Source organism: Burkholderia sp. BCC1972 (assembly GCF_905339605.1).
Lineage (GTDB): Bacteria > Pseudomonadota > Gammaproteobacteria > Burkholderiales > Burkholderiaceae > Burkholderia.
Map to the genome: position 1 here is coordinate 59,220 of NZ_CAJPGH010000014.1, position 23,634 is coordinate 82,853.

20 protein-coding genes are annotated in these 23,634 nt (G+C 68.5%); 6 read left to right on the plus strand and 14 right to left on the minus strand.

Features of this window, described 5'->3' with window-relative positions; all coding sequences use genetic code 11:
* Nucleotides 1-51: 51 nt before the first annotated feature.
* Nucleotides 52-2,676, minus strand: a complete 2,625-nt coding sequence (gene alaS, locus U5798_RS20470) for an alanine--tRNA ligase (protein ID WP_322083002.1) — start codon at nucleotides 2,674-2,676, stop codon at nucleotides 52-54.
* Nucleotides 2,677-2,930: 254 nt separating this feature from the next.
* Between alaS and U5798_RS20475 the strand changes: the two genes are divergently transcribed.
* A complete protein-coding gene (locus U5798_RS20475; RefSeq protein ID WP_322083003.1) occupies nucleotides 2,931-4,151 on the plus strand; it encodes a CaiB/BaiF CoA-transferase family protein in 1,221 nt (406 codons plus the stop codon).
* A gap of 60 nt (nucleotides 4,152-4,211) precedes the next feature.
* Here the strand turns inward: U5798_RS20475 and U5798_RS20480 are convergent, their stop codons facing one another.
* The 4 genes from U5798_RS20480 to U5798_RS20495 form a co-directional block, all read right to left on the minus strand.
* Complete coding sequence (locus tag U5798_RS20480; protein ID WP_322083004.1) at nucleotides 4,212-4,784, minus strand: hypothetical protein; 573 nt, start codon at nucleotides 4,782-4,784, stop codon at nucleotides 4,212-4,214.
* Complete coding sequence (locus tag U5798_RS20485; protein ID WP_124455937.1) at nucleotides 4,781-5,209, minus strand: L,D-transpeptidase; 429 nt, start codon at nucleotides 5,207-5,209, stop codon at nucleotides 4,781-4,783. The genes U5798_RS20480 and U5798_RS20485 overlap by 4 nt, the downstream gene beginning before the upstream one ends.
* 276 nt (nucleotides 5,210-5,485) lie before the next feature.
* Complete coding sequence (locus tag U5798_RS20490) at nucleotides 5,486-6,040, minus strand: RBBP9/YdeN family alpha/beta hydrolase (protein ID WP_322083005.1); 555 nt, start codon at nucleotides 6,038-6,040, stop codon at nucleotides 5,486-5,488.
* 192 nt (nucleotides 6,041-6,232) lie between these two features.
* On the minus strand, nucleotides 6,233-6,442 hold the full coding sequence (locus U5798_RS20495) for an ornithine acetyltransferase (RefSeq protein ID WP_006497729.1): 210 nt from the start codon (nucleotides 6,440-6,442) through the stop codon (nucleotides 6,233-6,235).
* 253 nt (nucleotides 6,443-6,695) lie between these two features.
* Here U5798_RS20495 and U5798_RS20500 point away from each other — a divergent pair, with 253 nt between their 5' ends.
* On the plus strand, nucleotides 6,696-8,405 hold the full coding sequence (locus tag U5798_RS20500) for a glutamine--tRNA ligase/YqeY domain fusion protein (protein WP_124455935.1): 1,710 nt from the start codon (nucleotides 6,696-6,698) through the stop codon (nucleotides 8,403-8,405).
* A gap of 129 nt (nucleotides 8,406-8,534) precedes the next feature.
* Here the strand turns inward: U5798_RS20500 and U5798_RS20505 are convergent, their stop codons facing one another.
* The 3 genes from U5798_RS20505 to U5798_RS20515 form a co-directional block, all read right to left on the minus strand.
* Nucleotides 8,535-9,005, minus strand: coding sequence for an NUDIX hydrolase (locus U5798_RS20505; RefSeq protein WP_322083078.1), 471 nt, complete (start codon nucleotides 9,003-9,005; stop codon nucleotides 8,535-8,537).
* An 11-nt stretch (nucleotides 9,006-9,016) separates the two neighbouring features.
* Nucleotides 9,017-9,403 (minus strand): hypothetical protein, encoded by a 387-nt coding sequence (locus U5798_RS20510; RefSeq protein ID WP_124455934.1) that lies wholly within the window; start codon nucleotides 9,401-9,403, stop codon nucleotides 9,017-9,019.
* A 398-nt stretch (nucleotides 9,404-9,801) separates the two neighbouring features.
* Nucleotides 9,802-11,154 (minus strand): cytochrome-c peroxidase, encoded by a 1,353-nt coding sequence (locus U5798_RS20515; protein WP_322083006.1) that lies wholly within the window; start codon nucleotides 11,152-11,154, stop codon nucleotides 9,802-9,804.
* A gap of 231 nt (nucleotides 11,155-11,385) precedes the next feature.
* On the opposite strand from U5798_RS20515, the gene U5798_RS20520 reads away from it, so the two are divergent.
* From U5798_RS20520 to U5798_RS20535, 4 genes are all read left to right on the plus strand, one after another.
* The gene (locus U5798_RS20520) at nucleotides 11,386-12,972 is read left to right on the plus strand and encodes an acid phosphatase (RefSeq protein ID WP_322083007.1); all 1,587 of its coding nucleotides are present in this window, start codon (nucleotides 11,386-11,388) and stop codon (nucleotides 12,970-12,972) included.
* A 170-nt stretch (nucleotides 12,973-13,142) separates the two neighbouring features.
* Entirely contained in the window at nucleotides 13,143-14,723 is a 1,581-nt protein-coding gene (locus tag U5798_RS20525) for a sodium:proton antiporter (protein WP_322083008.1), read from the plus strand.
* Nucleotides 14,724-14,775: 52 nt separating this feature from the next.
* Nucleotides 14,776-15,168: an OsmC family protein gene (locus tag U5798_RS20530; RefSeq protein WP_124455930.1), complete on the plus strand. Its 393-nt coding sequence runs from the start codon at nucleotides 14,776-14,778 to the stop codon at nucleotides 15,166-15,168.
* Nucleotides 15,169-15,188: 20 nt separating this feature from the next.
* Nucleotides 15,189-16,073, plus strand: coding sequence for a pirin family protein (locus U5798_RS20535; protein WP_322083009.1), 885 nt, complete (start codon nucleotides 15,189-15,191; stop codon nucleotides 16,071-16,073).
* A gap of 55 nt (nucleotides 16,074-16,128) precedes the next feature.
* Here U5798_RS20535 and U5798_RS20540 read toward each other — a convergent pair whose 3' ends face one another.
* Genes U5798_RS20540 through bcsE form a run of 6 tightly spaced genes read right to left on the minus strand, consistent with a single transcriptional unit; the run spans nucleotide 16,129 to nucleotide 23,342 of the window.
* Nucleotides 16,129-16,326 carry a hypothetical protein gene (locus U5798_RS20540; RefSeq protein WP_124455928.1) on the minus strand — a complete coding sequence of 66 codons (198 nt, stop codon included), beginning with the start codon at nucleotides 16,324-16,326 and terminating at the stop codon, nucleotides 16,129-16,131.
* Complete coding sequence (bcsG, locus tag U5798_RS20545) at nucleotides 16,308-17,864, minus strand: cellulose biosynthesis protein BcsG (RefSeq protein WP_322083010.1); 1,557 nt, start codon at nucleotides 17,862-17,864, stop codon at nucleotides 16,308-16,310. Before bcsG ends, U5798_RS20540 begins: the two co-directional genes overlap by 19 nt.
* Nucleotides 17,865-17,891: 27 nt before the next feature.
* A complete protein-coding gene (gene bcsA, locus U5798_RS20550) occupies nucleotides 17,892-20,429 on the minus strand; it encodes a UDP-forming cellulose synthase catalytic subunit (protein WP_124455926.1) in 2,538 nt (845 codons plus the stop codon).
* The gene (bcsQ, locus tag U5798_RS20555; protein ID WP_124455925.1) at nucleotides 20,426-21,205 is read right to left on the minus strand and encodes a cellulose biosynthesis protein BcsQ; all 780 of its coding nucleotides are present in this window, start codon (nucleotides 21,203-21,205) and stop codon (nucleotides 20,426-20,428) included. Before bcsQ ends, bcsA begins: the two co-directional genes overlap by 4 nt.
* Nucleotides 21,202-21,408, minus strand: a complete 207-nt coding sequence (locus U5798_RS20560) for a hypothetical protein (protein ID WP_322083011.1) — start codon at nucleotides 21,406-21,408, stop codon at nucleotides 21,202-21,204. The genes bcsQ and U5798_RS20560 overlap by 4 nt, the downstream gene beginning before the upstream one ends.
* Nucleotides 21,405-23,342, minus strand: coding sequence for a cellulose biosynthesis protein BcsE (gene bcsE, locus U5798_RS20565; RefSeq protein WP_322083012.1), 1,938 nt, complete (start codon nucleotides 23,340-23,342; stop codon nucleotides 21,405-21,407). Before bcsE ends, U5798_RS20560 begins: the two co-directional genes overlap by 4 nt.
* Between the last annotated feature and the right edge of the window lie 292 nt (nucleotides 23,343-23,634).

A 23,634-nucleotide genomic window follows, 5' to 3' on the forward strand; every position in this document is an offset into this window, starting at 1 on the left:
TCAGTCAGGCAATGCCGTCAGTGAAACGGCATCGCCTCGATGACGTGACGATCAGAGCCGCTCTTCGACCCAGCCCTTCACGCCGGCCAGCGCGCCCGGCAGGTTGGCCGGCTCGGTGCCGCCTGCCTGCGCCATGTCCGGACGGCCGCCGCCCTTGCCGCCGACCTGCTGCGCGACGAAGTTCACGAGTTCGCCGGCCTTCACCTTCTTGCTCGCGTCCGGCGTGACGCCCGCGATCAGGCTGACCTTGCCACCTTCGACGGCCGCCAGCACGATCGCCGCGCTCTTCAGCTTGTCCTTCAGCTTGTCGACCGTTTCGCGCAGCGTCTTCGCGTCGGCGCCGTCGAGCGTCGCGGCCAGCACGTACACGCCGCCGATTTCGATGGCCTGCTGCGCGAGCTCGTCGCCCTGGCTCGACGCGAGCTTCGACTTCAGCGCGCCCAGCTCCTTCTCGAGCGACTTCACCTGGTCCTGCACCTGTGCGATGCGCTGCGTGAGTTCCGACGGTTGCGCCTTCAGCGCAGCTGCCGCTTCGTTCACGCGCGCGTCGAGCTCCTGCACGTAGCGCACCGCGTTGTCGCCGGTGATCGCCTCGACACGGCGGATGCCGGCCGCGACGCCGCCTTCGACGACGATCTTGAAGAAACCGATGTCGCCGCTGCGCTGCACGTGCGTGCCGCCGCACAGTTCACGCGAGAAACCGAGGTCGAGCACGCGCACTTCGTCGCCGTACTTCTCGCCGAACAGCGCCATCGCACCGCCCTTCACCGCTTCGTCGTACGGCATCACGCGCACGATGCCCGGCGCGTTGGCCAGGATCTCGTTGTTGACGATCTGCTCGACGCGACGGATTTCGTCGTCGGTCATCGGCGCGTTGTGCGCGAAGTCGAAGCGGGTCTTTTCCGCGTCGACCAGCGACCCCTTCTGCTGCACGTGCGCGCCGAGCACTTCGCGCAGCGCCTTGTGCATCAGGTGGGTGGCCGAGTGGTTGCGCTGCGTGCGGGCGCGGCGATGCGCGTCGATTTCCGCGCGCAGCACGTCGCCGACCTTCAGCGTGCCCTGCTCCAGCGTGCCGTGATGGCCGATCACGTCGGCCTGCACCTTCAGCGTGTCGGCCACCGCGAAGCGCGTCGCGGCGTTCGCGAGCACGCCCTGGTCGCCGACCTGGCCGCCCGATTCCGCGTAGAACGGCGTGTGATCGAGCACGACGACCGCGTCCTGGCCGGCCTTCACTTCGTTGACGGCCGAACCGTCGACGTACAGCGCGACGACCTTCGCGTCGTCGAACGCGATTTCCTCGTAACCGTGGAAGGTGGTCTTCGCGCCCGAGTATTCGAGGCCCTGCGCGGCCTTGAACTTGCCGGCCGCGCGCGCCTGCTCGCGCTGGCGCGCCATCGCGTCGTCGAATGCCGGCTCGTCGACCGTCATCCCGCGCTCGCGGCAGACGTCGGCCGTGAGGTCGAGCGGGAAGCCGTACGTATCGTGCAGCTTGAACGCGAGTTCGCCGTCGAGCACCTTGCCGCCCTTCGCCTCGACGTCGGCAAGCGCGGCTTCGAGGATCGACATCCCGTGCTCGATCGTCTCGAAGAAGCGCTCTTCTTCCTGGCGCAGCACGTCGGTCACGCGCTGTTCCGCTTCCTTCAGCTCCGGATAGGCCGTGCCCATCTCGGCGACGAGGTCGGCCACCAGCTTGTGGAAGAACGAACCCTTGCGGCCGAGCTTGTAGCCGTGGCGGATCGCGCGGCGCACGATCCGGCGCAGCACGTAGCCGCGGCCTTCGTTGCCGGGGATCACGCCGTCGACGATCAGGAACGAGCACGCACGGATGTGATCGGCGATCACCTTCAGCGAGTTGTTCGTGAGGTCGCTGATCTCGGTCACGCGCGCGGCGGCCTTGATCAGGTTCTGGAACAGGTCGATCTCGTAGTTGCTGTGCACGTGCTGCAGCACCGCGGCGAGGCGCTCGAGGCCCATGCCGGTGTCGACCGACTGCTTCGGCAGGCGCGTCATGTTGCCCTGCGCGTCGCGGTTGAACTGCATGAACACGAGGTTCCAGATCTCGATGTAGCGGTCGCCGTCTTCTTCAGGCGACCCCGGCGGGCCGCCCCACACGTCCGGCCCGTGGTCGTAGAAGATTTCGGTACAGGGGCCGCACGGGCCCGTGTCGCCCATCGTCCAGAAGTTGTCCGACGCGTAGCGCGCGCCCTTGTTGTCGCCGATGCGGATGATGCGCTCGGTCGGCACGCCGACTTCCTTCGCCCAGATGTCGTACGCCTCGTCGTCTTCCTGGTAGACGGTGACCCACAGCTTGTCCTTCGGCAGCTGGTAGACCGTGGTCAGCAGCTCCCACGCGAACTTGATCGCGTCGTGCTTGAAGTAGTCGCCGAACGAGAAGTTGCCGAGCATCTCGAAGAACGTGTGGTGGCGCGCCGTGTAGCCGACGTTCTCGAGGTCGTTGTGCTTGCCGCCCGCGCGCACGCTGCGCTGCGCCGTCGTGGCGCGCGAGTACGGGCGCGGATCCGTGCCGAGGAAGACGTCCTTGAACTGGACCATGCCCGAGTTCGTGAACATCAGCGTGGGGTCGTTACCGGGCACGAGGCTCGACGAGCGGACGATCGTGTGGCCCTTCGATTCGAAGAATTTGAGGAATTTCTCGCGGATTTCGGCAGCTTTCATGGCGTGCGGGGACAGTCTGGCAAAGACGGCTTCAAACGCCGGCGCCCCAGGCGGGGCGCGCGGCGGCATGGATTCGGAAACGATCGATTATACGGGATCGGGGCCGGCTTCCGGGCAAAGCGCCGGCAAAGCGGCTCGGCCATCCGGCCGGCCCGGCTGGGCCACCCGCGCGGCCGATTCGCCTTAAGATGCTCGGCATGCCAATCGGCCCGGCCGGACAAGACGGGCCAGCCATGAAAGGAGACGATTCGACGATGGGTGCCCTGAGCCATATCCGCGTGCTGGACCTCACCCGCGTGCTCGCGGGGCCGTGGTGCGCGCAGACGCTTGCCGACTTCGGTGCGGACGTGATCAAGGTCGAGCGCCCGGGCGCCGGCGACGACACGCGCCACTGGGGGCCGCCGTACCTGAAGGACGCGGACGGCGCGGATACCGCCGAGGCCGCGTACTACCTCGCGGCGAACCGCAACAAGCGCTCGGTGACGATCGACATCGCGACGCCCGAAGGCCAGCAGATCGTGCGCGAGCTCGCCGCGCAAAGCGACGTCGTGCTGGAGAACTACAAGGTCGGCCAGTTGAAGAAATACGGGCTCGATTACGACTCGCTGCGTGCGGTGAAGCCCGATCTCGTCTACTGCTCGGTCACCGGCTTCGGCCAGACGGGCCCGTATGCGCACCGCGCGGGCTACGACTTCATCGTGCAGGGGATCGGCGGCTTCATGAGCATCACCGGCGAGCGCGACGGCGAGCCGGGCGGCGGCCCGCAGAAGGCCGGCGTCGCGATCGCCGACCTCGCGACGGGCCTCTATTCAACGATCGCGGTGCTTGCCGCGCTCGCGCACCGCGACCGCACAGGCGTTGGCCAGTACATCGACATGGCGCTGCTCGACGTGCAGGTCGCGCTGCTCGCGAACATGAACACCAACTTCCTCGCGAGCGGCAAGCCGCCGGCACGCTGGGGCAACGCGCATCCGAACATCGTGCCGTACCAGACGTTCCAGACGCGCGACGGCTGGATCATCGTCGCGGTCGGCAACGACGGCCAGTTCCGCAAGTTCGTCGAGGCCGGCGGCCGGTCCGAACTGGCCGACGACGAGCGTTTCGCGACGAACCCGTCGCGCGTGCGCCACCGCGACACGCTGGTGCCGATCCTCGCGGAGATGGTGAAGGCGCGCGACAAGGCCGACTGGATCGCCGTGCTCGAAGCGGCCGGCGTGCCGTGCGGGCCGATCAACGATCTCGACGAAGTGTTCGACAACGAGCAGGTGGTCGCGCGCGGGATGCAGGTATCGCTGCCGCACCCGTGCGGCGCGGACGTGAAGCTCGTGCGCAACCCGATCCGGATGAGCGCGACGCCGCCCGATGCGCGCACGGCCCCGCCGCTGCTCGGCGCGCAGACCGACGACGTGCTGCGCGACATGCTCGGCTACGACGACGCACGGATTGCCGCGCTGAAGGCGAAGCAGGCGATTTGAGCGCGCGTGACACCCGGCCCGACTGCCCACGTAAGGAGCGTCGGCCGGGTATATCGGGAGTCAGCGCTGCGCAAGCGTATCGCACCCACCAGCAAGCAGTGCGAGCGCCGCACGCGCGGCCGGATCGACGACGATTGCGCGATCGCCCGCGCCCGGGAGACCGGCGATTGCCACCGTGTCCGTATCGGCTGCCCCCCGGAATACCAATGTCGGAAGCGGTTCAGAAGCGATGCGATCGCGCATTTCCAGCGTGCCGAGCGGCGCCGGAAACGCTGTCTCGAGCTCGGCGCCGGACACACCACCGCGCGCGATCAGCGTGGTGAGCGGCGCGAGCCGGTCGGCCAGCCCAGGTGGCGCGACACACTGCCGGGAAGCGCGGCCATCGGCAAACGTGACGCGCACGGAGAACGGTGCCGCCGGCTGCACGCGATGCGCGTTCACGCTCAGCGCACCCGCGGTGTAGACGAACGACATCACCTCATCCGGCTGCACGCTGAGTATTTCGGTACCTGGCGCGATTGGCGCGGGACTGCCCGTGCTTCCGATCATGCTTCGCCAAGCTAATCCAACGAGCACGGCGACGAACACGACGCCGGTCGCGCGGACAACCCGGCCTGTTGCCGCGCGCGTCATGACACGTGCACCATTGTTCCGACCGGTGTCCATTCGTACAGTTGCCGCGCATCGGCTTCGCTCAGCCGCACACATCCGCGCGAGCCGAACCGGTCACTCACCGAATGGCGAGCCAGCCGCACGACGCCGAGCGGCATTGGTCCGTGATATTGATGAAAAGCTTTGCCATCCGTGGTGAAGAACATTGCACGATCCATCTGCACGTTATACGTGCGGCTACGATAAGGGTGATGCTTGCGGAGGATTCTGAACGTGCCCCGATCGGTCGGGTGCTCGCGGTCGCCTGTCACGCAGTCGAAGCGGAACACGCAAACGCGCCCCTCGTATGCTTCCACGCATTGCCGTGACAGATCAACCTGAATCCGTTTCGTCGCGGCTCCGTTGTTTTCTTTGGTGCGGTCGGATCGTGCGGGCTGGACTGGCATGGAGGCTTTCCGTCTGGTCGAATGGCCCGCCAGACTACCCACTACCGACTTCAAACGATATGGGACACGTCAGAAATTCGGAGCGCTGCCCAACGGCAGACGTGCCTGCTGCCGCACATGCCCACCAAGCGATGAGCCCGGATGGCGCGACATGTGTCGGGGGACTGCCGACGCGCGTGGCTCCCCCCGCTGCTCGGCGACGACGACGAACGGATCGCGGCGTTGAAGGCGAAGCAGACGATCTGACGGTCCTGCGATCAGCCCTGCGCAACACGGTCAACCTGCGACCGCCAGCGCGTCGAGCCAGCCGCGCGCTTGCGGCCAGTCGCCGAGCCCGCTGTCCGCGTTGATGTGGCCGCGCGGGCCGATGTCACGGAATGCACTGCCCCACGCGTGCGCGCAGCCGTGCGCGAACGCAAGCGAACCGTACGGATCGTCGCTGCTCGCGACCACGCAGGTCGGAAACGGCAGCCGCTCGTGCGGCACCGGGCCGAAACCGTGCGCATCGGCCGGAAACGCCGGCGCGGCGGGATCGGGCAACGCGACGAGCAGCGCCCCGCGCACTTTCGCGAGCGCGGCCGGACGCGCATAGCGTGTCGCCCACCATGCGGTGGTCAGCGTGCCGAGGCTGTGGCCGGCGATCAGCACGGGCCCGCGCGCGGCTTCGACCGCACGGTCGAGCGCGAGACACCAGCCGTTGCGGAACGCGCGGTCCCAGTCGGGCATCGCGACCCGCGAGAAGCGCGCGTCGGCGCGCTCCCAGCGGCTTTGCCAGTGAAGCGGGCCCGAATTGGCGTAGCCCGGCAGGACGAAAACGAAGGGGGCGCTCATGGAGGAATGCGTCGACGAATGGAATCGTGTTGTGGCGTCGACGCAGTGTCGCACACCCTCCTCTCCCTGATGCTGCCTGTCGAAAACCGGAGGGATGTGCGAGAAGGCCGAGCGCGCCGTGACGCGTGTTCAGGTCGACGTCACGACCGTCCGGCGTTCAACGGCGCCCGCGTCCCGGGCGCCTGCCTGCGATCAGCGTACGCCGGCGCCGACCAGGCCGCCTGCCGCCGCACCGGCCACCGTGCCGACCGGGCCGCCCGTGATCAGGTAGCCGAGCGCGCCGCCGGCGGCCGCGCCGATACCGGCATTACGCTGCGTATGCGTCATCGCGCATGCGCCGAGTTGCGACAGGGCCGCGACGATCACCGCGGTACGAACGAGAAAAGTGGTCTTCTTCATCATGGTTATTGGCTTCCTTCCGCCCGGAAAAATATACGAATGGCGGCGTTGTATCGGTAAAGCCATCATAGGAAAACCCGAACGGCGCCAGCAATCCGATTTACGTCGTGTTACAGCCGACACACACTCGATATATTGCGGTACGCATCGCGAACGCACGGTGCCGGACCCGCGAGCCGCGCGGGACGGACCCCGGTCAGGTAGAATTACAGGATTAAACCGGCGCGACGCGCCGACACAACCTGACGCCACCCGCATGAGCACCGAACGCAACGACGCCCCCGCGGCTTCCAATTTCATCCGCAACATCATCGACGACGACAACCGCACCGGCAAATGGGGCGGACGCGTCGAGACGCGCTTCCCGCCCGAGCCGAACGGCTATCTGCACATCGGCCATGCGAAGAGCATCTGCCTGAACTTCAGCGTCGCGCGCGACTACGGCGGCGTGTGCCACCTGCGCTTCGACGACACGAACCCGGAAAAGGAAAGCGTCGAGTACGTCGACTCGATCGTCGACGCCGTGCGCTGGCTCGGTTTCGACTGGCGCAAGGACGCGGTCGATCACCAGTATTTCGCGAGCGACTACTACGACAAGCTGTACGAGTTCGCCGAGTTGCTGATCAAGCGCGGCAAGGCGTACGTCGACAGCCAGAGCGCCGACGAAATGCGCGCGAACCGCGGCTCACTGACGGAAGGCGGCAAGCCGTCGCCGTTCCGCGACCGCACGCCGGAAGAGAACCTGGACCTGTTCCGCCGCATGAAGGCCGGCGAGTTCAAGGAAGGCGAGCACGTGCTGCGCGCGAAGATCGACATGGCTTCGCCGAACATGAACATGCGCGACCCGGTGATCTACCGGATCCGCTACGCGCATCACTACCGCACCGGCGACGCATGGTGCGTGTATCCGATGTACGACTACACGCACTGCATCTCGGATGCGCTCGAAGGCATCACGCATTCGCTGTGCACGCTCGAATTCGAGGATCACCGCCCGCTGTACGACTGGGTGCTGAACGAACTCGCGGAAGCCGGCATGTTCACGCGCCCGCTGCCGCAACAGATCGAATTCTCGCGCCTGAACCTCACGTACGCGATCACCAGCAAGCGCAAGCTGCTGCAGCTCGTCACCGAAGGTCACGTCGACGGCTGGGACGACCCGCGGATGCCGACCATCGTCGGCGTGCGCCGTCGCGGCTTCACGCCGGAGAGCATCCACCTGTTCTGCGAACGGATCGGCGTGACGAAGATCGATTCGTGGATCGACATGAGCATCTTCGAAGGCGCGCTGCGCGACGACCTCGACGACAAGGCCGCGCGTACGGTCGCGGTGCTCGATCCGCTGAAGCTCGTGATCGACAACTATCCGGAAGACCTCGAGGAAGCGTGCACGGCGCCCGTGCATCCGCACCACCCGGACCGCGGCGTGCGCACGTTCCCGATCTCGCGCGAGCTGTGGATCGAGCGCGAGGATTTCGTCGAAAACCCGCCGAAGGGCTATTTCCGCCTGTTCCCGGGCAACAAGGTGCGCCTGCGCTACGGCTACGTGATCGAATGCACGGGCTTCGACAAGGACGCCGACGGCAACGTGACGGCCGTGCACTGCAACTACTTCCCCGACAGCAAGTCGGGCACGGAAGGCGCGAACACGTACAAGGTCAAGGGCAACATCCACTGGGTCAGCGCGAAGCATGCGCAGCCGGCCGAAGTGCGGATCTACGACCGCCTGTTCAAGGAGCCGCACCCGGACGCGGGCGGCGCGAACTTCCTCGAAGCGCTGAATCCCGATTCGAAGAAGATCGTGCAGGCTTATCTGGAGCCGGGCAACGGCGACATCGCGCCGGAAACGCGCCTGCAGTTCGAGCGCCACGGCTACTTTGTTGCCGACCGTGTCGATTCGAAGCCGGGCAAGCCGGTGTTCAACCGGATCGTCGGGCTGCGCGACAGCTGGGGCAAGCCGGCCTGACGGCCTGCTCCCGCACGCGGCGCGCGGCTGCGACGGCCGCCGTCGCGTGACCATGAAAAAACCGGCACTCAGGCCGGTTTTTTTATTGCGTGTATCGAAGCGGAACGCGACGGCGCAAGCCGCGCCCGCTCACTCGCCCGACAACCGCCGATGCAGCTCCGCCAGCGACAGCTTCGTGCGAAACAGCCGCGCGAGGCTGCGGCTCGCATACGCGTCGACGTCGCCCGGCACGGTCCAGCGGTACGCGTCCATCTCGGGAATCATCGAACCGTCGCGACGGCTCGGGAACAGCGACGTGCACGTGCAGTGCGCGGGATCGATCTCCCCTTCGGCCACCCGCACCGCGAACAGGTGCAGGTCCTTGTCGTGCCGGTACGCAAAGCGGCCGAGATCGAGCAGCCTGGCCGGCGCAAATTCGATGCCGGTTTCCTCGAGCAGCTCGCGCAGCGCGGCGTCGGCCGGCGTCTCGCCCGGCTCGCCCTGCCCCTTCGGGATGTCCCAGTGCGTGGTATCCGTCGCGTGCGCGAGGAACACACGGCCGGCCGCATCGAGGATCACGACGCCGCACGACACCGTGCGCGGCGCACCGCCCCGCCTCATCACACGCGTGCTCAGCGCTTCTGCAGCTGCCACTTGCCCGCAGCCGTCTTGCAGTAGACGGGCTTGAGCGTCATCGTCTGGCCCTTCGCGGTGATTTCGGTGGCGATCTCGCGGCAGGTCTTGCCGTCGCTCTCGGACGTGGTCGGCGTGAGTTTCGCGTCGATCTGCGTGCCGCGACCGCTGCTCTGCCACGTCGTGGTTTCGCCGTCCTTGCCTTCGTCGCGCACTTGCACGACCGCCTTGGACAGCGATGCGCGATCGGTCTTGCTGAAATAGCTGATCGGCGTGTCGTTCAGGAAGTTCAGGTTGTTCTGCGCATGGGCGGGCAGCATCGCGGCTGCGCACGCGGCGCCGGCCAGCACGCGCGTGACGACGGAAAGGGATGCACGCATCGACATGTTTTTTCTCCTTGGATGTTCGATCGAACGGCGTGGTGCATGCCGGCGGACCGGTACGCACCACGCCCGTCAGCGAGCGAGCATAGCATGCGTGCTGTAATGAATGCCTCTAGGGCCTGTTCCCGCTAATAACGGGCTTGCGCTGGCCCCCAGAAGGGCCGAGCGCGAGGATTGCGACGAAGCGAATACTCGACGTATTCGCGAGGAGCATGACGCGGCGATCGGCCCTTCTGGGAGCCAGCCCCACGAATGCATTTTTCCAAACAGGGGAACGTGCCTTTCCGCCCACATTGCGGCGTCGTGCGTCGCTTGTTTGGCACGGCCAAACGGCGCTCCTTACTCCTTGCACTGCAGGCGGGAAGGCACGTTCGCAAGCCCGTTATTAGCGGGAACAGGCCCTAGGGCTTGGCCGGCGCCGCCGTTTGCTGATATCCGTCAGTCAGCGTGCCGAGGAACGCGATCACGTCGTTGATCTCGGCCGCGTTCAGCGCCGGCTGGTCGCCGCGCTTGCGGTCGAACGGCGGCTCGCGGTTGATGTTCGGCCAGTAGCGCTTCGGCAAATCGTCGTAGATCTGCACCTTGCCGTGCACGACCGGGTAGAACTTCTCCGGATGGATGTCGCGCTCGACGTAGAAGCGCATCACGTCCTCGAGCGAGTGATACACGCCGTTGTGGAAGAAGGTCTTGCGCAGCGCGACGTTGCGCAGCGACGGCGTGCGGAATAGCCCGCAGAATTCGTCGCGGCCCTTCAGGTCGGTGCGCTCGGGGCCGCACGCGCCGAGATCGTAGAAGCGCGGGTCGCGGTTGACGGGCAGCGCGCGGTTGCGTGGCACCGCGACCGCGATCAGCCCGAAATCGCTGAACTGCGGCGGGCCGCCTTCGAGCGTGCGCTGGCTGATGTGGCAACTCGCGCAGTTGCCCTTCTTCTCGTCGTTGAACAGCTGCAACCCGTGCAACTCCGCGGGCGTGAGCTGCGCGTGGCCGGCCAGGTACGCGTCGTATTTGCTCGTATACGGATCGAACAGTGCCGGCTGCTGCTGGAATGCGTCGAGCGCGCGCAGCACTGCATTGAACGTCGCCTGGTCGTCGCCGAGCACCTGGTCGCCGAACGCCTTGCGGAACGCGTCGGCATACGGTGCGGCGCGAACCGCCGTCGCGACCCGCGCGGGCGAGCTGCTCATCTCGAACGGCGACATGAGCGGAATGCGCGCCTGCGCATCGCGCGTATCGACGCGGCCATCCCAGGTCAGCCCGCCGGTCGGACCCGCGTCGATGCTTTCGTCACCTTCGTCCGGCGAATCGTGGAAGTGCTCGCTGAACGGCGGGATGCCGCGCAGGTACTTCAGCGACGGCACCGCGCGAAAGCCGGTACGGTGCATGTCGTCGCCGCCGAGCTGCACCGACAGCGCATTCGGCGGCCCGAACGCATGCTCGGCGCTATGGCACGACGCGCAAGCGAGCTTGCCGGACCCGGACAGCGACGGATCGAAGAACAGCTGCTTGCCGAGCGCCGTCATCTGCTTCACGCCCTCGAATACCTGCGCGCGCGTCTGCGGCTGGCCGGCCGGCGCGACCGCCGGGGCGGCCGGAGCAGCAGCCTGGGCCGCCGGTACGACGGACACGGCCGACGCATTCGTGCCGGGCTGTGCATCGCACCCGGCGAGCGTCGCGAGCGCGCCGACCAGCGCCAGCGTCGCCGCGGCGGAGACCAGCGAGCGCGCGGACGCGAAGGATTTCAGAAGGGTGTGCATCGTCGTTGTTCTAGTAGCGGTGGGCAGGTGGGCAATCGGCCGGAGCTTATGTCAGTTCCGTGACCGTTGAATGACGTTCGACCGACAGTCAATTGAAAGCGTGCCTACACCCGGCTGTCAAATCGGTTCCAGATAATGCGCGCAGCCGGGCGGTACCGCGAGGTTCGTGCGCCGGCCCTCCCGCCACCTGGTTCCCACACGCGACCAACGACGAATGAGAGAGAACATCGCATGAAGAAGTACGCCTGGATTCGCTACACGCCGATCGCCCTCGCGGCGGCGCTCAGCCTGACCGCCTGCGGCGGTGACGATGTCACGCAGCAAGGCCTGTCGGCCGTCAAGAACGTCGTCGTGATCTACGCGGAAAACCGCAGCTTCGACAACCTGTACGGCAATTTCCCGGGCGCGAACGGCCTGCAGAACGCGACGGCCGCGAACTCGGTGCAGAAGGATCGCGACGGCTCGACGCTGGCGACGCTGCCGAAGATCTGGGGCGGCCTGACCGCGACCGGCATCACGCCGGCGGTGACCGAGGCGATGACGGCGAACCTGCCGAACGCGCCGTTCGCGATCGACGATCCGAAGGGCTTCAACCAGTCGATGAGCATCGCGACGCGCGACATCGTGCACCGCTTCTACCAGGACCAGATGCAGATCAACGGCGGCAAGAACGACATGTACGCCGCATGGACCGACGCGGGCGGCCTGACGATGGGCCACTACACGGCCGATCCGTCGAAGCTGCCGCTGTGGAAGATCGCGCAGCAATACGTACTCGCGGACAACTTCTTCATGGGCGCGTTCGGCGGTTCGTTCCTGAACCACCAGTACCTGATCTGCGCGTGCGCGCCGTACTACGCGAACGCCGACAAGAGCCCGGCGGCCGGCAAGATCGCCGTGCTGAATGCCGACGGCAAGTCGCTGAAGGTCGCGACGAACTCGCCGGCCTCCGCGCTGAGCGGCCCGCCGAAGTTCGTCAACGACGGCGCGCTCACGCCTGACTTCTACGGCATCAACACGATGCAGCCGGCGTACCAGCCGAGCGGCAACAAGGCGGCCGCAGGCGGCGACCCGCTGCTCGCCGACCCGGCCAATCCGTCGACGATGCCGCCGCAGACGGCGACCAACATCGGCGACCTGATGACCAACGCGGGCGTTTCGTGGGCGTGGTATGGCGGCGCATGGGGCCAGGCGCTGCAGGCGAGCCAGAACGGCACGTCGAACGTGATCTACGGCGCCGACCTGTCGACGCCGAACTTCCAGCCGCACCACCAGCCGTTCAACTACTTCGCGAACCAGGCGCCGGGCACCGCGAGCCGCGCGCAGCACCTGCTCGACGGCGGCGCGAACGGCGCCGAGTTCATCAAGGCGATCGATGCGGGCACGCTGCCGCAGGTCACGTTCTACAAGCCGCAAGGCAACCTGAACGAGCACCCGGGCTACACGGACGTCACGTCCGGCGACCAGCACATCGCCGACGTGATCGCACACCTGCAGGCCAGCCCGCAGTGGAAGAACATGGTCGTGATCGTCACGTACGACGAAAACGGCGGCTTCTGGGATCATGCCGCGCCGCCGACCGCCGACCGCTGGGGTCCGGGTACGCGCATTCCGGCGCTGATCGTGTCGCCGTTCGCGAAGAAGGGCTTCGTCGACCACACGCTGTACGACACGGGCTCGATCCTGCGCTTCGTCACGCGCCGCTTCTCGCTGCCGCGCCTCGCGGGCCTGCAGCAGCGCGACGACGCGCTGAAGGCGAACGGGTCGCAGCCGATGGGCGACCTGACGAACGCGCTCGCGCTGTCGCCGAACCTGTAATCGCGTCACCGTTACGGCAAACCGGCCGGTCGCACGGCCGGGCCGGACCAACGAAGGACGGCCCCGCGGGGCCGTCCTTTTTTTCTTTACGCAAACCCGCTACGCTTTCGAGACCTTGACGGTGCCGTTCCGGTAGCCGTCGTGATGCCCCCCCTCGCTCGCGGCCGCGCATGACCAACGTCGAACTGTTCCATTACCTGCTGTTGCTGATCTGCGGCGCGGGCGCGCTCACGTGGCTCGCCGAGCGGATCTCGATTCCGCCGGCCGTCGTGCTGCTGCTCGGCGGCTGCGTGATCGCGGTCGCCGGCAAACGCGTGCCCGACATGGATCCGGCGCTGCTGCTCGCGGCCGTGCTGCCGCCGCTGCTGATGTCGAGCGGGTTCTACACCGCATGGAAGGAATTCCGCGAGCAACTGGCATCGATCGCGTCGCTCGCGCTCGGCGCGGTGGCGTTCACGACCGTCGCGGTCGCGCTCGCCGTGCATGCCGCGAACCCGGCGCTGCCCTGGGCCGCGTGCTTCACGCTCGGCGCGATCGTCTCGCCGCCCGACGCGGTCGCCGCGAAAGCCATCCTGCAGCGCCATCCGCTGCCCGCACGACTCGTCGCGGTGCTCGAAGGCGAAAGCCTCGTCAACGACGCATCGGGCCTGCTGCTGTACCAGATGGCCGTCTCGGCCGCGCTCGCCGTCTCGATCACGGCCGCGAGCGCCACCGGCCTGTTCTTCTCGCTCACGCTGATCGGCATCGCGGTCGGCCTCGCCTGCGGCCATGCGATGAGCTGGGTGCTGCCGCGCCTGCGCGACCCGATGCTCGGCATCGTCGTGACCTTCGCGATGGCCTGGGGCAGCTACGGCATCGCGGAAGCCGTCGACGGCTCGGGCGTGCTGTCGGTCGTCACCTGCGGCCTCGTGCTCGGCGTACGCCAGCATCGCGTCTTCGACGCCGACATGCGGATCAAGGCCAAGGCCACGTGGGAAGCGATCGTGTTCGTGCTCGACGCGCTCGTGTTCATCCTGATCGGCCTCGCGCTGCATGCGATCCTCGCACGCGTGAACCACGAAGGCGCGGTGCTGATGGCCGGCCTGCGCGTCGCGCTGCCGGCCACTGCCGCCGCGATCGGTGCGCGCGTCGTGTGGGTATTCGTCGCGATGTGGCTGCCGGGCCGCCTGCGCGCGCCGCGCGCGGGTCACGCGCCGTGGTCGTGGCGCGAAGCCGTCGTGCTCGGCTGGTCGGGCATGCGCGGCGTCGTGAGCCTCGCGGCCGCGATCGCGCTGCCGGGCAACTTCCCCGGCCGCGACCTGATCCTGTTCAGCACGTTCCTGCTGATCATCGCGACGCTCGTCGTGCAAGGCGGCACGCTCGCGCCGCTGATCCGCGTGCTGAAGCTGCGCCCGGCCGCGCGCCACACGATGTCCGAACATGCGGTGCGGGCGCACACGTTCGGCGCGGCGCTCGCCGAACTCGACGCACGCGAGCGGCGCGGGTCGGATCTCGAACGCCCGTCGCTCGACCGCCTGCTCACCGAATACCGCAACCGCGTCATGTTCAACGAACGCGCGCACCGGCAAGGCGCCGAACCGGCCGGCGTGCGCGCGCGCATGCTGCGCGTCGAGCTCGAACTCGTCGGCGTGTCGCGCGGCGCGCTGCTCGACCTGCACCGCGACGGCAAGGTCGACGACGCGACGCTGCACCGCATAGAATCGGAACTCGATTTCGAGGAACTGCGCCTGCAGCGGCTGCTCGAACCGTAACGCCCGGCCGGCCACGCCGCCGGGCTGCCCTCCTTCCCCACCTGGAATTGCAATGAGCGAACTGTCCGTCGAAGCGAGCATCGGCTCGGTCGATTACCTCGTCCACTTCAGCGATGGCGTCCACCAGTGGCGCGCCGACGAACCCGCGCCGCTCGGCGGCGGCGATGCGGCACCGACGCCCGTCGCGCTGCTGCTGTCGAGCCTCGGTGCGTGCACCGCGATCACGCTGAAGATGTATGCGCAACGAAAAGGCTGGCCGCTCGCCGAAGTGCACGTGAAGCTCGCGCACGAATCGGGCAGCGCGGGCAGCACGATCGTGCGCCGCATCACGCTGGACGGCGACCTGACCGGCGAGCAGCGCGAGCGCCTGCTGCAGATCGCGAACGCGTGCCCGGTACACAAGATCCTCACGCACCCGATCACGATCGACACGGCGATCGCCTGACGCTTCCCGGGATCCCCACCATGTCCGCCTCGATCAAGACCCTGCTCACGCCGCGCGAAAGCGACATCGGCAACCTCGTCGTGCGCCGCGTGCTCCCCGCGCGTGCCGCGCGCCTCGTCGGTCCGTTCATCTTCTTCGACGAAATGGGCCCGGCCGTGCTGCCGGCCGGCCGCGGTATCGACGTGCTGCCGCATCCGCACATCGGGCTCGCGACCGTCACCTACCTGTTCGACGGCTCGCTGATGCATCACGACAGCCTCGGCTTCCGGCAGAAGATCGTGCCGGGCGACGTGAACTGGATGACGGCCGGCCGCGGCATCGTGCATTCGGAACGCTCGCCCGACGAGGACCGGCCGCGCGAGCAGCCGGTGCACGGGATCCAGACCTGGGTCGCGCTGCCGGTCGAGCACGAGGACACCACGCCCGCATTCGTTCACCACGCGGCCGACACGCTGCCGTCGTTCGCGCGCGACGGCGTGAACGTGCGCGTGATCGCGGGCACCGCGTTCGGGCTCACGTCGCCGGTCGCCGTGTTCTCGCCGACGCTCTATGCGTATGCGGAATTCGCGTCGGGCGGGCAACTCGCGCTCGATGCGGAGCACGACGAGCGCGGCGTGTATCTCGTCGACGGCGATCTCACCGTCGACGGCACGCCGCTCGCCCCGGCGACGATGGCCGTGCTCGAACCGGGCGCGACCGCGGCGCTCGCCAGCGCGAACGGCGCGCGCGTGATGCTGCTCGGCGGTGCACACCTGCCGGGCGAGCGGTTCATCGAATGGAATTTCGTCTCGAGCGAACGCGCGAAGATCGACGCGGCGCGCGCCGCGTGGGCCGATCAGACGTTCGGCAAGGTGCCGGGCGAAGAAGACGAGTGGACGCGCCAGCCGGCGCGCAAGGCGCAATAAGCGGGCGCGCGCGCCCGACCAAGGACGGCCGGCACGCCTGCCGGCCGTCGTGCGTTTACGGCTTCAATCCCATCAGCTTCGCGAGCGTCGGCCAGCGGTCGAGCGACTCGACGAACGCGCGGCGCGCCTGCTCGTCGACATAACGCTCGGGATCGAGCGCGGGCAGATGCCGCGCGAGACCGATCACGTCGTTCGGTTGCGACAGGCGATCGTCGTCGCCGTCGCCGGGAAGGATTACTGTTCGTCGATCCATACGCCGTCCGGAGTTTTCACCGCGTAGCCCGCGGCCGTCTGCATCGTCACCGTGCCCTCGTTCTCGCCGACCATCCGCGTGCGCGGCAGGTCCGCCGCGTACTGCGCGAGCGTCGTGCCCGGCTTGAACGGGCTGTTCGACACCAGGTTCGACAGCAACTGCGACAGCGCGAGGAAGCTGGTCGGCTGGTCGATCACGGTCGTCGCGCCGTGGTTGCCGGTGAAGCCGACGAGCCGCACGCCGACCGGCCCGTGCACGATGCGCGGCGTCGGGATCTCGCGCAGGCCCGCGACCTGGTTCTTGTCGCCGCGCAGCGCGGCGCCGTGCTCGGGCACGAACACGATCACCGCGCGGCGGCCCGACTGCGCGATCAGGTCCGCGAGCCGGTCGAAGTCGTTCATCAGCTTCGTCGCGCGCTGCGGATACGAGTCGATGCTCGTCAGCGCGCTGCCGACGATGCGGTTGCCGTCATGCAGGCTGATCGTGTTGTAGTACAGCGCGACGGGGCCCGGCACCGACGCGCGCTGCGCGTACCAGTTCGCGAGCGTCGAATAGTCGTCCTTGATCGCCGAGCCGTCGAACGCGTGCATCGCGACGGGCGCGGCCGCGTTCGAGATCATCGGCGCATCGGCCACGCCGATGTTGTCGTGGACCACCTGCAGGAAGTTGTCGAAATGGCCGTCGTGGTTCAGCAGCGACTGCACCGAGTAGCCGGCGCTCGCCAGTTGCGAGAACAGGTGGCACTGCTGCGGCGCGGGCTTGTACAGGTCGGCGTGCGCTTCCTGGCCGCAGCTCGCGCGCAGCACGCGGATCGCCGCCGGGCCGCTGTAGCTCGCCGCCGTGCTGAAGTTCGAGAACAGGTAGTCGAAGTGGCTCAGCATCGGGTGGTTGCGCACCTTCGCCGCGTCGAGGTCGTCCCACGACAGCGAACAGATGTGCAGCACGATCACGTCGAACTGCGCGGCCGGATCGCTGCCGAGATGGCCGAACGCGACCTGCCGCTGCGACTCCTGGGCGCGGAACGTCGCGAGCGCCGCGTTGTGGTCCTCGGGCTGGTCGGCGCGCGCGGCGCCCGTTGCGTTCGCCTGCTGCTGGGCCGGCGCGACGACGCGCGCCATCAGCCCGCTGCCGGCCTGCCACAGCGGCATCACGATCAGCACGGCCAGCACGAACGTCGCGACGCGCAGCCAGCGGTTGACGATGAAATAGACGATCAGCGCGCCGACGACCGTCAGCACCAGCACCGGCGGCAGCAGGCGCGGCAGCAGTTCCATCCAGTAGTCGAGGCGGAACGTGCTCACTTCGCGCGCGGCCTCGGCGAGACGCGCGAGCGGCGGCGCATGCATCTCGCGCGCGAGCAGCGGCACCGCGACGAGGATCGCCACGACCTGCCGGACAATGCGCCACGCGCGCCGGCGGATCGGCGCGCTCGCCACGAGCGCCACCGCGAACGCGAGGTTCGCGAGCCAGAACGGCTGCAGGTGCCCGGTCGCGAACAGCGCGAACTTCAGGATGAAATACAGATTCCAGAACGTCATCTAAACCACTCCATGATGAGCGCCGCGTCAGTCGCGCGCCCGATCGAGTTTCGGCGCCAGCATCGCCTGTACGCCGCGCGCCGCACCCTTCCACATCCGCACGTAGCCGTCCAGCCCGATCCGCAGCACTTCCTTCAGCCCGCCGAGCGGCGTGTCGAGACGCTCGCCCTCGTGCCAGTCGAGCCAGGCATCGGCACGACCGAACGTGCACTGCACGAGCTGGCGCTCCTGTTCGAGCGTCAGTTCCTCGAAGCTCACGCCGACATGCGTCGGCGTCACGCGGGTCACGCGCACCGGGAACGGGAACGCGCGGTCGCCGCGCGTCACGCACACCGTCAGCGTGTCGCCGACGGCGAGCGGCAGCCCCGGCACGGCCTCGAGGCCGAGGCCGCCGGTCGAGTAGTCGCTCGTGAAGCACGCGGCCGTCGACCCGTCGGCCAGCAGCAACATGGCCGGCACGCGCATCGCGATCCGGTGCGTGACGCGCACCTGCTTGGTCTCGCGCGCGACGGCCAGCGCCGCGCCGAGCATCGCGAGGTTGTACACGGTCCAGCCGAGCGTGATCAGGATCGTCGACGCCTCGTCGCCCTGGTCGGCCGCGAGCCGCCACAGGCCGGCGAGGATCGCGAGCACGTTCATCCCGAACAGCACGAGATACGGCTTCGACGTCGACCAGTCGACGTAGCCTTCGTCGATCTTGCCGCCCTTGTCGGTCACGTTGAACTTGCCGTGCTTCGGGCTGAAGAAAGCGACGGTGGTCGGCAGTGCGATGTACCACGCGAGCACCGACTCGTACACCTCGGCCCAGAACGAATGGCGATAGCGTCCCTGCATCCGCGAGTTCGCGACGTTCGCGAGCACGAGGTACGGGATCACGTAGCTCGCGAGCGCGAGCGACGACGCGTTGATGAAGTACAGGTGGAAGAACAGGTACGCGAGCGGGATCGTCAGGAACACCAGGCGCGGAATCCCGTAGAAGAAGTGCAGCATCGCGTTGCCGTAGCAGATCCGCTGGATGAAGCCGAGCCCGCGCCCGAGGAACGGGTTGTCGATGCGGAAGATCTGCGCCATCCCGCGCGCCCAGCGCGTGCGTTGCTTCACGTGGCCCGCGAGGCTTTCGGTCGCGAGGCCGGCCGCCTGCACGGTCGGCAGGTACGCGGACGTATAGCCGCGCCGGTGCAGCTTGAGCGCCGTGTGCGCATCCTCGGTCACGGTCTCGACCGCGACGCCGCCGACCTCCTCCAGCGCCGTGCGCTTGAGCACCGCGCACGAGCCGCAGAAGAACGTCGCGTTCCACAGGTCGTTGCCCGACTGCACGAGCCCGTAGAACAGGTTGCCCTCGTTCGGGATCTCGCGGAACGTGCCGAGGTTGCGTTCGAACGGATCGGGCGAGAAGAAATGGTGCGGCGTCTGCACGAGCGCGCACTTCGGGTCGCGCAGGAACACGCCCATCGTCGTCTGCAGGAACGAGCGCGTCGGCACGTGATCGCAGTCGAAGATCGCGATGTATTCGCCGTGCGTCTTCGGCAGCGCACGGTTGATGTTGCCGGCCTTCGCGTGACGATTGTCGTCGCGCGTCACGTAGTCGATGCCGGCCTCGCGCGCGAACGCCTCGAATTCGGGGCGCTTGCCGTCGTCGAGCAGGTACACGCGCAGCTTCTCCGTCGGCCAGTCGATGCTCTGCGCGGCGAATACCGTCGGCTTCACGACCGACAGCGGCTCGTTGTAGGTCGGGATGTAGATGTCGACGGTCGGCCAGGTGTCGGGGTCATCGGGCAGCGGCACGATCGGCCGGTCGAGCGGCCACGCGGTCTGCACGAAGCCGAGCAGCAGGATCATCCACGTATAGGCTTCGGCGCCGTACAGCAGGTAGCCGGCGACAGCCTCGACCGGGCTGCGGAAGTCGAGCGTCTGCGTCGTGCGCCACCACACGTAGCGCACCGTCGCGAGCAGCGCCAGCGACGCGAGCGCGAGCGTCGGCAGATGGCCCGGCAGGCGGCGCAGCGCGAGCGCCAGCACCGCGACGATCGCGAAGAAGGCGAACTGCGCGCCGGGCATCAGCGGCGACATCCCGGCCGCGGCCCACAGCACCGCCCCGGCGACGAGCAGCAGCGGCGCGAGCCAGCGGCGGCGGCCGACGCCGTTCGCGCGCGCATCGAGCCAGCCGCCCCAGCGCGTCCACGGCAGCCGGTCGAGCAGCGCGTTGATGCGCCGGCCGACCGCGCGCCCGGCCACGTAAGCCGGCACGACGGTCTTGTCGAACCACGCGAGCGGATCGCGCGCAGGCCGGCCGTCGGCCGCGCGCGGCGCGCGCACGATCGCCCGCCACAACCATTCGCGCGGGCTCAGCGGCTGCAGCACGCCCCAGTCGTGCGCGAGCCGCAGGAACGCGACGCGCACCCAGCGGCGCACGTGATCGGGTCGGCCGGGCGGCGGTGCATGGAAGAACAGCCGCACGAACCAGTCGACCAGCGTGCGCTCGGCGGGCAGCCCGATGCCGCGTGCGCACCAGTCGGCCACACGGCGGCCGAGCGTGCGCAGTCGCGGCGCGAACGCGGGCTTCATCGCGCCGCTCCGCTGCGGCCCGCGGCGACGGCGGTCAACCATGCATGGACCCAGTTCGCGATGCCGTTCAGGTCGTGCGACACCTGCGAATACGGCGCGTCGTCGAAGATCCAGCTGCCGCGCGCGAGCGCTTCGGGCACGGCCGCGTCGACGTGGATCCGCTGTTCGAGCATCGATGCCGGCCCCGCGACCGCGCGCAGCATCGCGAGCGCGTCGCGCTGCATATCGCGTGCCGGATTCAGCCGGTTCACGACGATCTGCAGTTCACCGGCGCCGGCCCGCAGCGCACCGAGCCGCGCGGCCGTCGTCGCGCAGGCGGCCGGCTCCGGCGGCACGACGACGAGCGTCAGGTCCGCGCGGCGAATCGCCTGCTCGGCCTGCGGCGACGGATAGCGCGCGGTGTCGACCAGCACGACGCCGTCGGCCGGCAGCGCGATCTCGTCCAGCGCGCGCGACAGCCACGCGGGATCGGCCGCGAGCCGTGCATCGCATGCGGCTGCATCGGCGGCATCGACTTGTCCGTACGGCACGAACAGCACGTCGTCGGCGTTACGCCACGTATGCGTGTGCCACGGTTCCGCGCCGCCGAGCACGCTTTGCGCGAGACCCTGTTCGGCCAGCGTGTCGAGGCCGAGCGCCGCGCCCATCAGGTTCTGCGGATCGAATTCGATGGCGACGACCGGCCGGCCGCGGCGCGCAAGCAGCACCGCGAGCGCGGCGGCGAGCGTCGTGCGGCCCGCGCCGCCGGTCGTCGACGTAATGGCGATCGTCTTCATCGCGCCGCCTTGTCGTCGACGGCGCCGGGCAGCAACCGGCCGCGCAGCGCAACCGGCAGGAGTTCGCACGGCACCGCGTCGTGCCGGTCGATCCCGCGCGGCGCATGAAAGCCGCGGCCGATGCCGAGGTGCTGCGCGACGATCCACACCGGCACCGCGATCACGATGCCGGCGATGAAACCGATGACGAGTACGGCAATCATGCGCGCTCCTGCTTGCGCAGCGGCATCGCGCTGCGGGTAGCGCCGCGCGCACGCGCGGCGGGAATGACGGGAGGCGGCGCCGGTGCGTCGACGGCATCGGGCGCCGGCGATTCACCGATCGCCTCGAGCGCGACGATCGCGTCGATCTGCTCGATCGCCTCGCTCGCTTCGGCCGGCGTCACACCGAGATCGGCGCCCGCGGGCGGCGTGCGTGCGCCGCCGGCCGGGTGCGTCGCCGCGAACAGGTCGCTGTAGTCGGCGATCGGCGCGCGCCGGTTCTCGGCCTTCAGCGCATCGAGCTCCGTGTCGATGCTGCCCTGCCCGAGGCACACGACGCGATCGGACAGCGTGTCGACCGGCACGTCGAAGATCCGCGCGAGCGCGTCGTCGGCGTCGACCGGTTCGCATGCGAACAGGAACACGAACAGGTGCCCGGGATCGGCCGTCACGACGTCGCCCGCACGGCGCGGGCGGCAGTGCCGCAATGCATCGACGTGCGACACGCCCGGCAGCAGCGTGATCTTCGCGAGCGTGTGCGGCAGCGCGAGCACGGCGCCGCGATCAAGCACCGCGCGAATGCGCAGGCAGAACGCGCCGACCGGCAGATAGCCGAGCACCGAATCGCCGAGCGCGGCCGCGAGCGCCGCGCGATAGTCGGGCGCGACCGGCCGCGCGTAGAGCTGGCCGCGCAGCGCATGCACGGCGGCCTGCATCCGCGAGACCGGCAAATCGCGCGCGACGACACGGTTCGCGCCGACGCTCAGCACGAGCATCTCGAACTGCTGGCGCAGCACTTCGCCGCGCTCCACGACCGCGATCTTCAGCGCGCCGCCGCATTGCCGGCGCAACGCATGCACGTCCGCGCACAACGCTTCGAGCTGCGCATGCGAACGGAACACGAGCACCGCGGTGGCAGCCTGGGCATGCGCGCACGCCGCGACGACGGCCGCGTTGTCTTCGACGATTTCCCAGCCGGCCGGCACGCGATTCGTGCCGTCGAGCACCGCGCGGCTGACGACGACACGATCCTCGTCGCTCGCGAGCTTCATCCGGTGCGCCGGCTCGGTCGCGCCGCCGTCGACGCTCGCGGACAGCCGGCCGCCCGGCGCAAAGCGCAGCGGCCGCACTTCACCGGCCGCGAGCGTGTCGCCCGCGCGCCAGAAATCGACGATCCACAGCAGTTCGCCGTGCGTGCGCTGCAACTGCGCGACGCCCGAGCAAATACCGTGGAAGCCGCTGCGCGGCGTTCGGTCCGCCGCGCGCACGAGCGGCGCATCGTCGGTGCGCACGCCGTCGCCCGCCCGCGCCGCTTCGGGATCGAGCAGCAGCACGAGCGCGATCCGGTGCGTCCGGCACCAGTCGGCCAGCGCGCGGGCTTCATCCGCGAGCGCGATCGGGTCGTCCCAGCTGAACCAGCGCTGGGCACCTTCGACGAAATACAGCGAACGCGCGCGAAAACCGTAGCGCTTCATCGCGCGCAGGCCGCCGGTCAGCCGTGCGAACGGGCCTGGCGCCGCGCGGCGCGGCGCGTCGGCACCGTCACCTTTGGCCGGCTCCGCCGCCGGCATCGCCAGCACGTTCAGGTTGCGCGGCCAGCCGGCCGGTTGTGCGCCGTCCGCGAAACCGAGCGACTCCATCTGGTCCGCGACGCGCGCCGCATCGCGCGCGAGCACGACCGTCACGTTGCGCGTGCGCGCCTGTCGCGCGCTTTCCCAGACGAGTGCGTCGCACCCCGGCGTGCCGCCGGCCGCGTAGATCGCGTACAGGCCACCCGCCTCCAGTTGCGTCCATGCGTCAGGCAGGCCGTCGATCGCGAGCCGGCTCAGCGTGCCGACGCGGCCGCCGGCCGGCCCCATGCGCAGCAGCGCACGCAGGCGGCCAAGCAGGCCGGCGGCGCCGAGCGCGGAACGGGTGGCATCGATTTCCGTATTCACGACGTTCCCCTAGGGTCTGTTTCCACATGGAACGCACATGCGTTGCCACGAGAACGGCCGCTCGCGAGGCGCGTGACGCCGCGAATACTGACGTATTCGCCAGGAGCGCAACGCGGCGAGCGGCCGTTCTCGTAGCAACCCCAAATTAAAAAATCCATTCCACGGGAATGCCCGAAATCGCCCGTATGGCGGCGTCGCTCGTCGCTTGTTTGGCTCGGCCAAACGGCGCTCCTCACTTCTTGCCCTACGAGCGATTTCGGGCATTCGCATGTGTGTTCCATGTGGAAACAGA

Coding starts and splice junctions, on each gene's coding strand:
- U5798_RS20485 (WP_124455937.1), bottom strand. CDS start 5,209: ATGCCAGTCCAGCCCGCACGATCCGACCGCACCAAAGAAAACAACGGA.
- bcsQ (WP_124455925.1), bottom strand. CDS start 21,205: ATGAAGACGATCGCCATTACGTCGACGACCGGCGGCGCGGGCCGCACG.
- bcsA (WP_124455926.1), bottom strand. CDS start 20,429: ATGAAGCCCGCGTTCGCGCCGCGACTGCGCACGCTCGGCCGCCGTGTG.
- U5798_RS20535 (WP_322083009.1), top strand. CDS start 15,189: ATGTCCGCCTCGATCAAGACCCTGCTCACGCCGCGCGAAAGCGACATC.
- alaS (WP_322083002.1), bottom strand. CDS start 2,676: ATGAAAGCTGCCGAAATCCGCGAGAAATTCCTCAAATTCTTCGAATCG.
- U5798_RS20525 (WP_322083008.1), top strand. CDS start 13,143: ATGACCAACGTCGAACTGTTCCATTACCTGCTGTTGCTGATCTGCGGC.
- U5798_RS20475 (WP_322083003.1), top strand. CDS start 2,931: ATGGGTGCCCTGAGCCATATCCGCGTGCTGGACCTCACCCGCGTGCTC.
- bcsG (WP_322083010.1), bottom strand. CDS start 17,864: ATGACGTTCTGGAATCTGTATTTCATCCTGAAGTTCGCGCTGTTCGCG.
- U5798_RS20560 (WP_322083011.1), bottom strand. CDS start 21,408: ATGATTGCCGTACTCGTCATCGGTTTCATCGCCGGCATCGTGATCGCG.
- U5798_RS20540 (WP_124455928.1), bottom strand. CDS start 16,326: ATGGATCGACGAACAGTAATCCTTCCCGGCGACGGCGACGACGATCGC.
- U5798_RS20515 (WP_322083006.1), bottom strand. CDS start 11,154: ATGCACACCCTTCTGAAATCCTTCGCGTCCGCGCGCTCGCTGGTCTCC.
- U5798_RS20495 (WP_006497729.1), bottom strand. CDS start 6,442: ATGATGAAGAAGACCACTTTTCTCGTTCGTACCGCGGTGATCGTCGCG.
- U5798_RS20490 (WP_322083005.1), bottom strand. CDS start 6,040: ATGAGCGCCCCCTTCGTTTTCGTCCTGCCGGGCTACGCCAATTCGGGC.
- U5798_RS20520 (WP_322083007.1), top strand. CDS start 11,386: ATGAAGAAGTACGCCTGGATTCGCTACACGCCGATCGCCCTCGCGGCG.
- U5798_RS20500 (WP_124455935.1), top strand. CDS start 6,696: ATGAGCACCGAACGCAACGACGCCCCCGCGGCTTCCAATTTCATCCGC.
- U5798_RS20530 (WP_124455930.1), top strand. CDS start 14,776: ATGAGCGAACTGTCCGTCGAAGCGAGCATCGGCTCGGTCGATTACCTC.
- U5798_RS20510 (WP_124455934.1), bottom strand. CDS start 9,403: ATGTCGATGCGTGCATCCCTTTCCGTCGTCACGCGCGTGCTGGCCGGC.
- U5798_RS20480 (WP_322083004.1), bottom strand. CDS start 4,784: ATGACGCGCGCGGCAACAGGCCGGGTTGTCCGCGCGACCGGCGTCGTG.
- U5798_RS20505 (WP_322083078.1), bottom strand. CDS start 9,005: ATGAGGCGGGGCGGTGCGCCGCGCACGGTGTCGTGCGGCGTCGTGATC.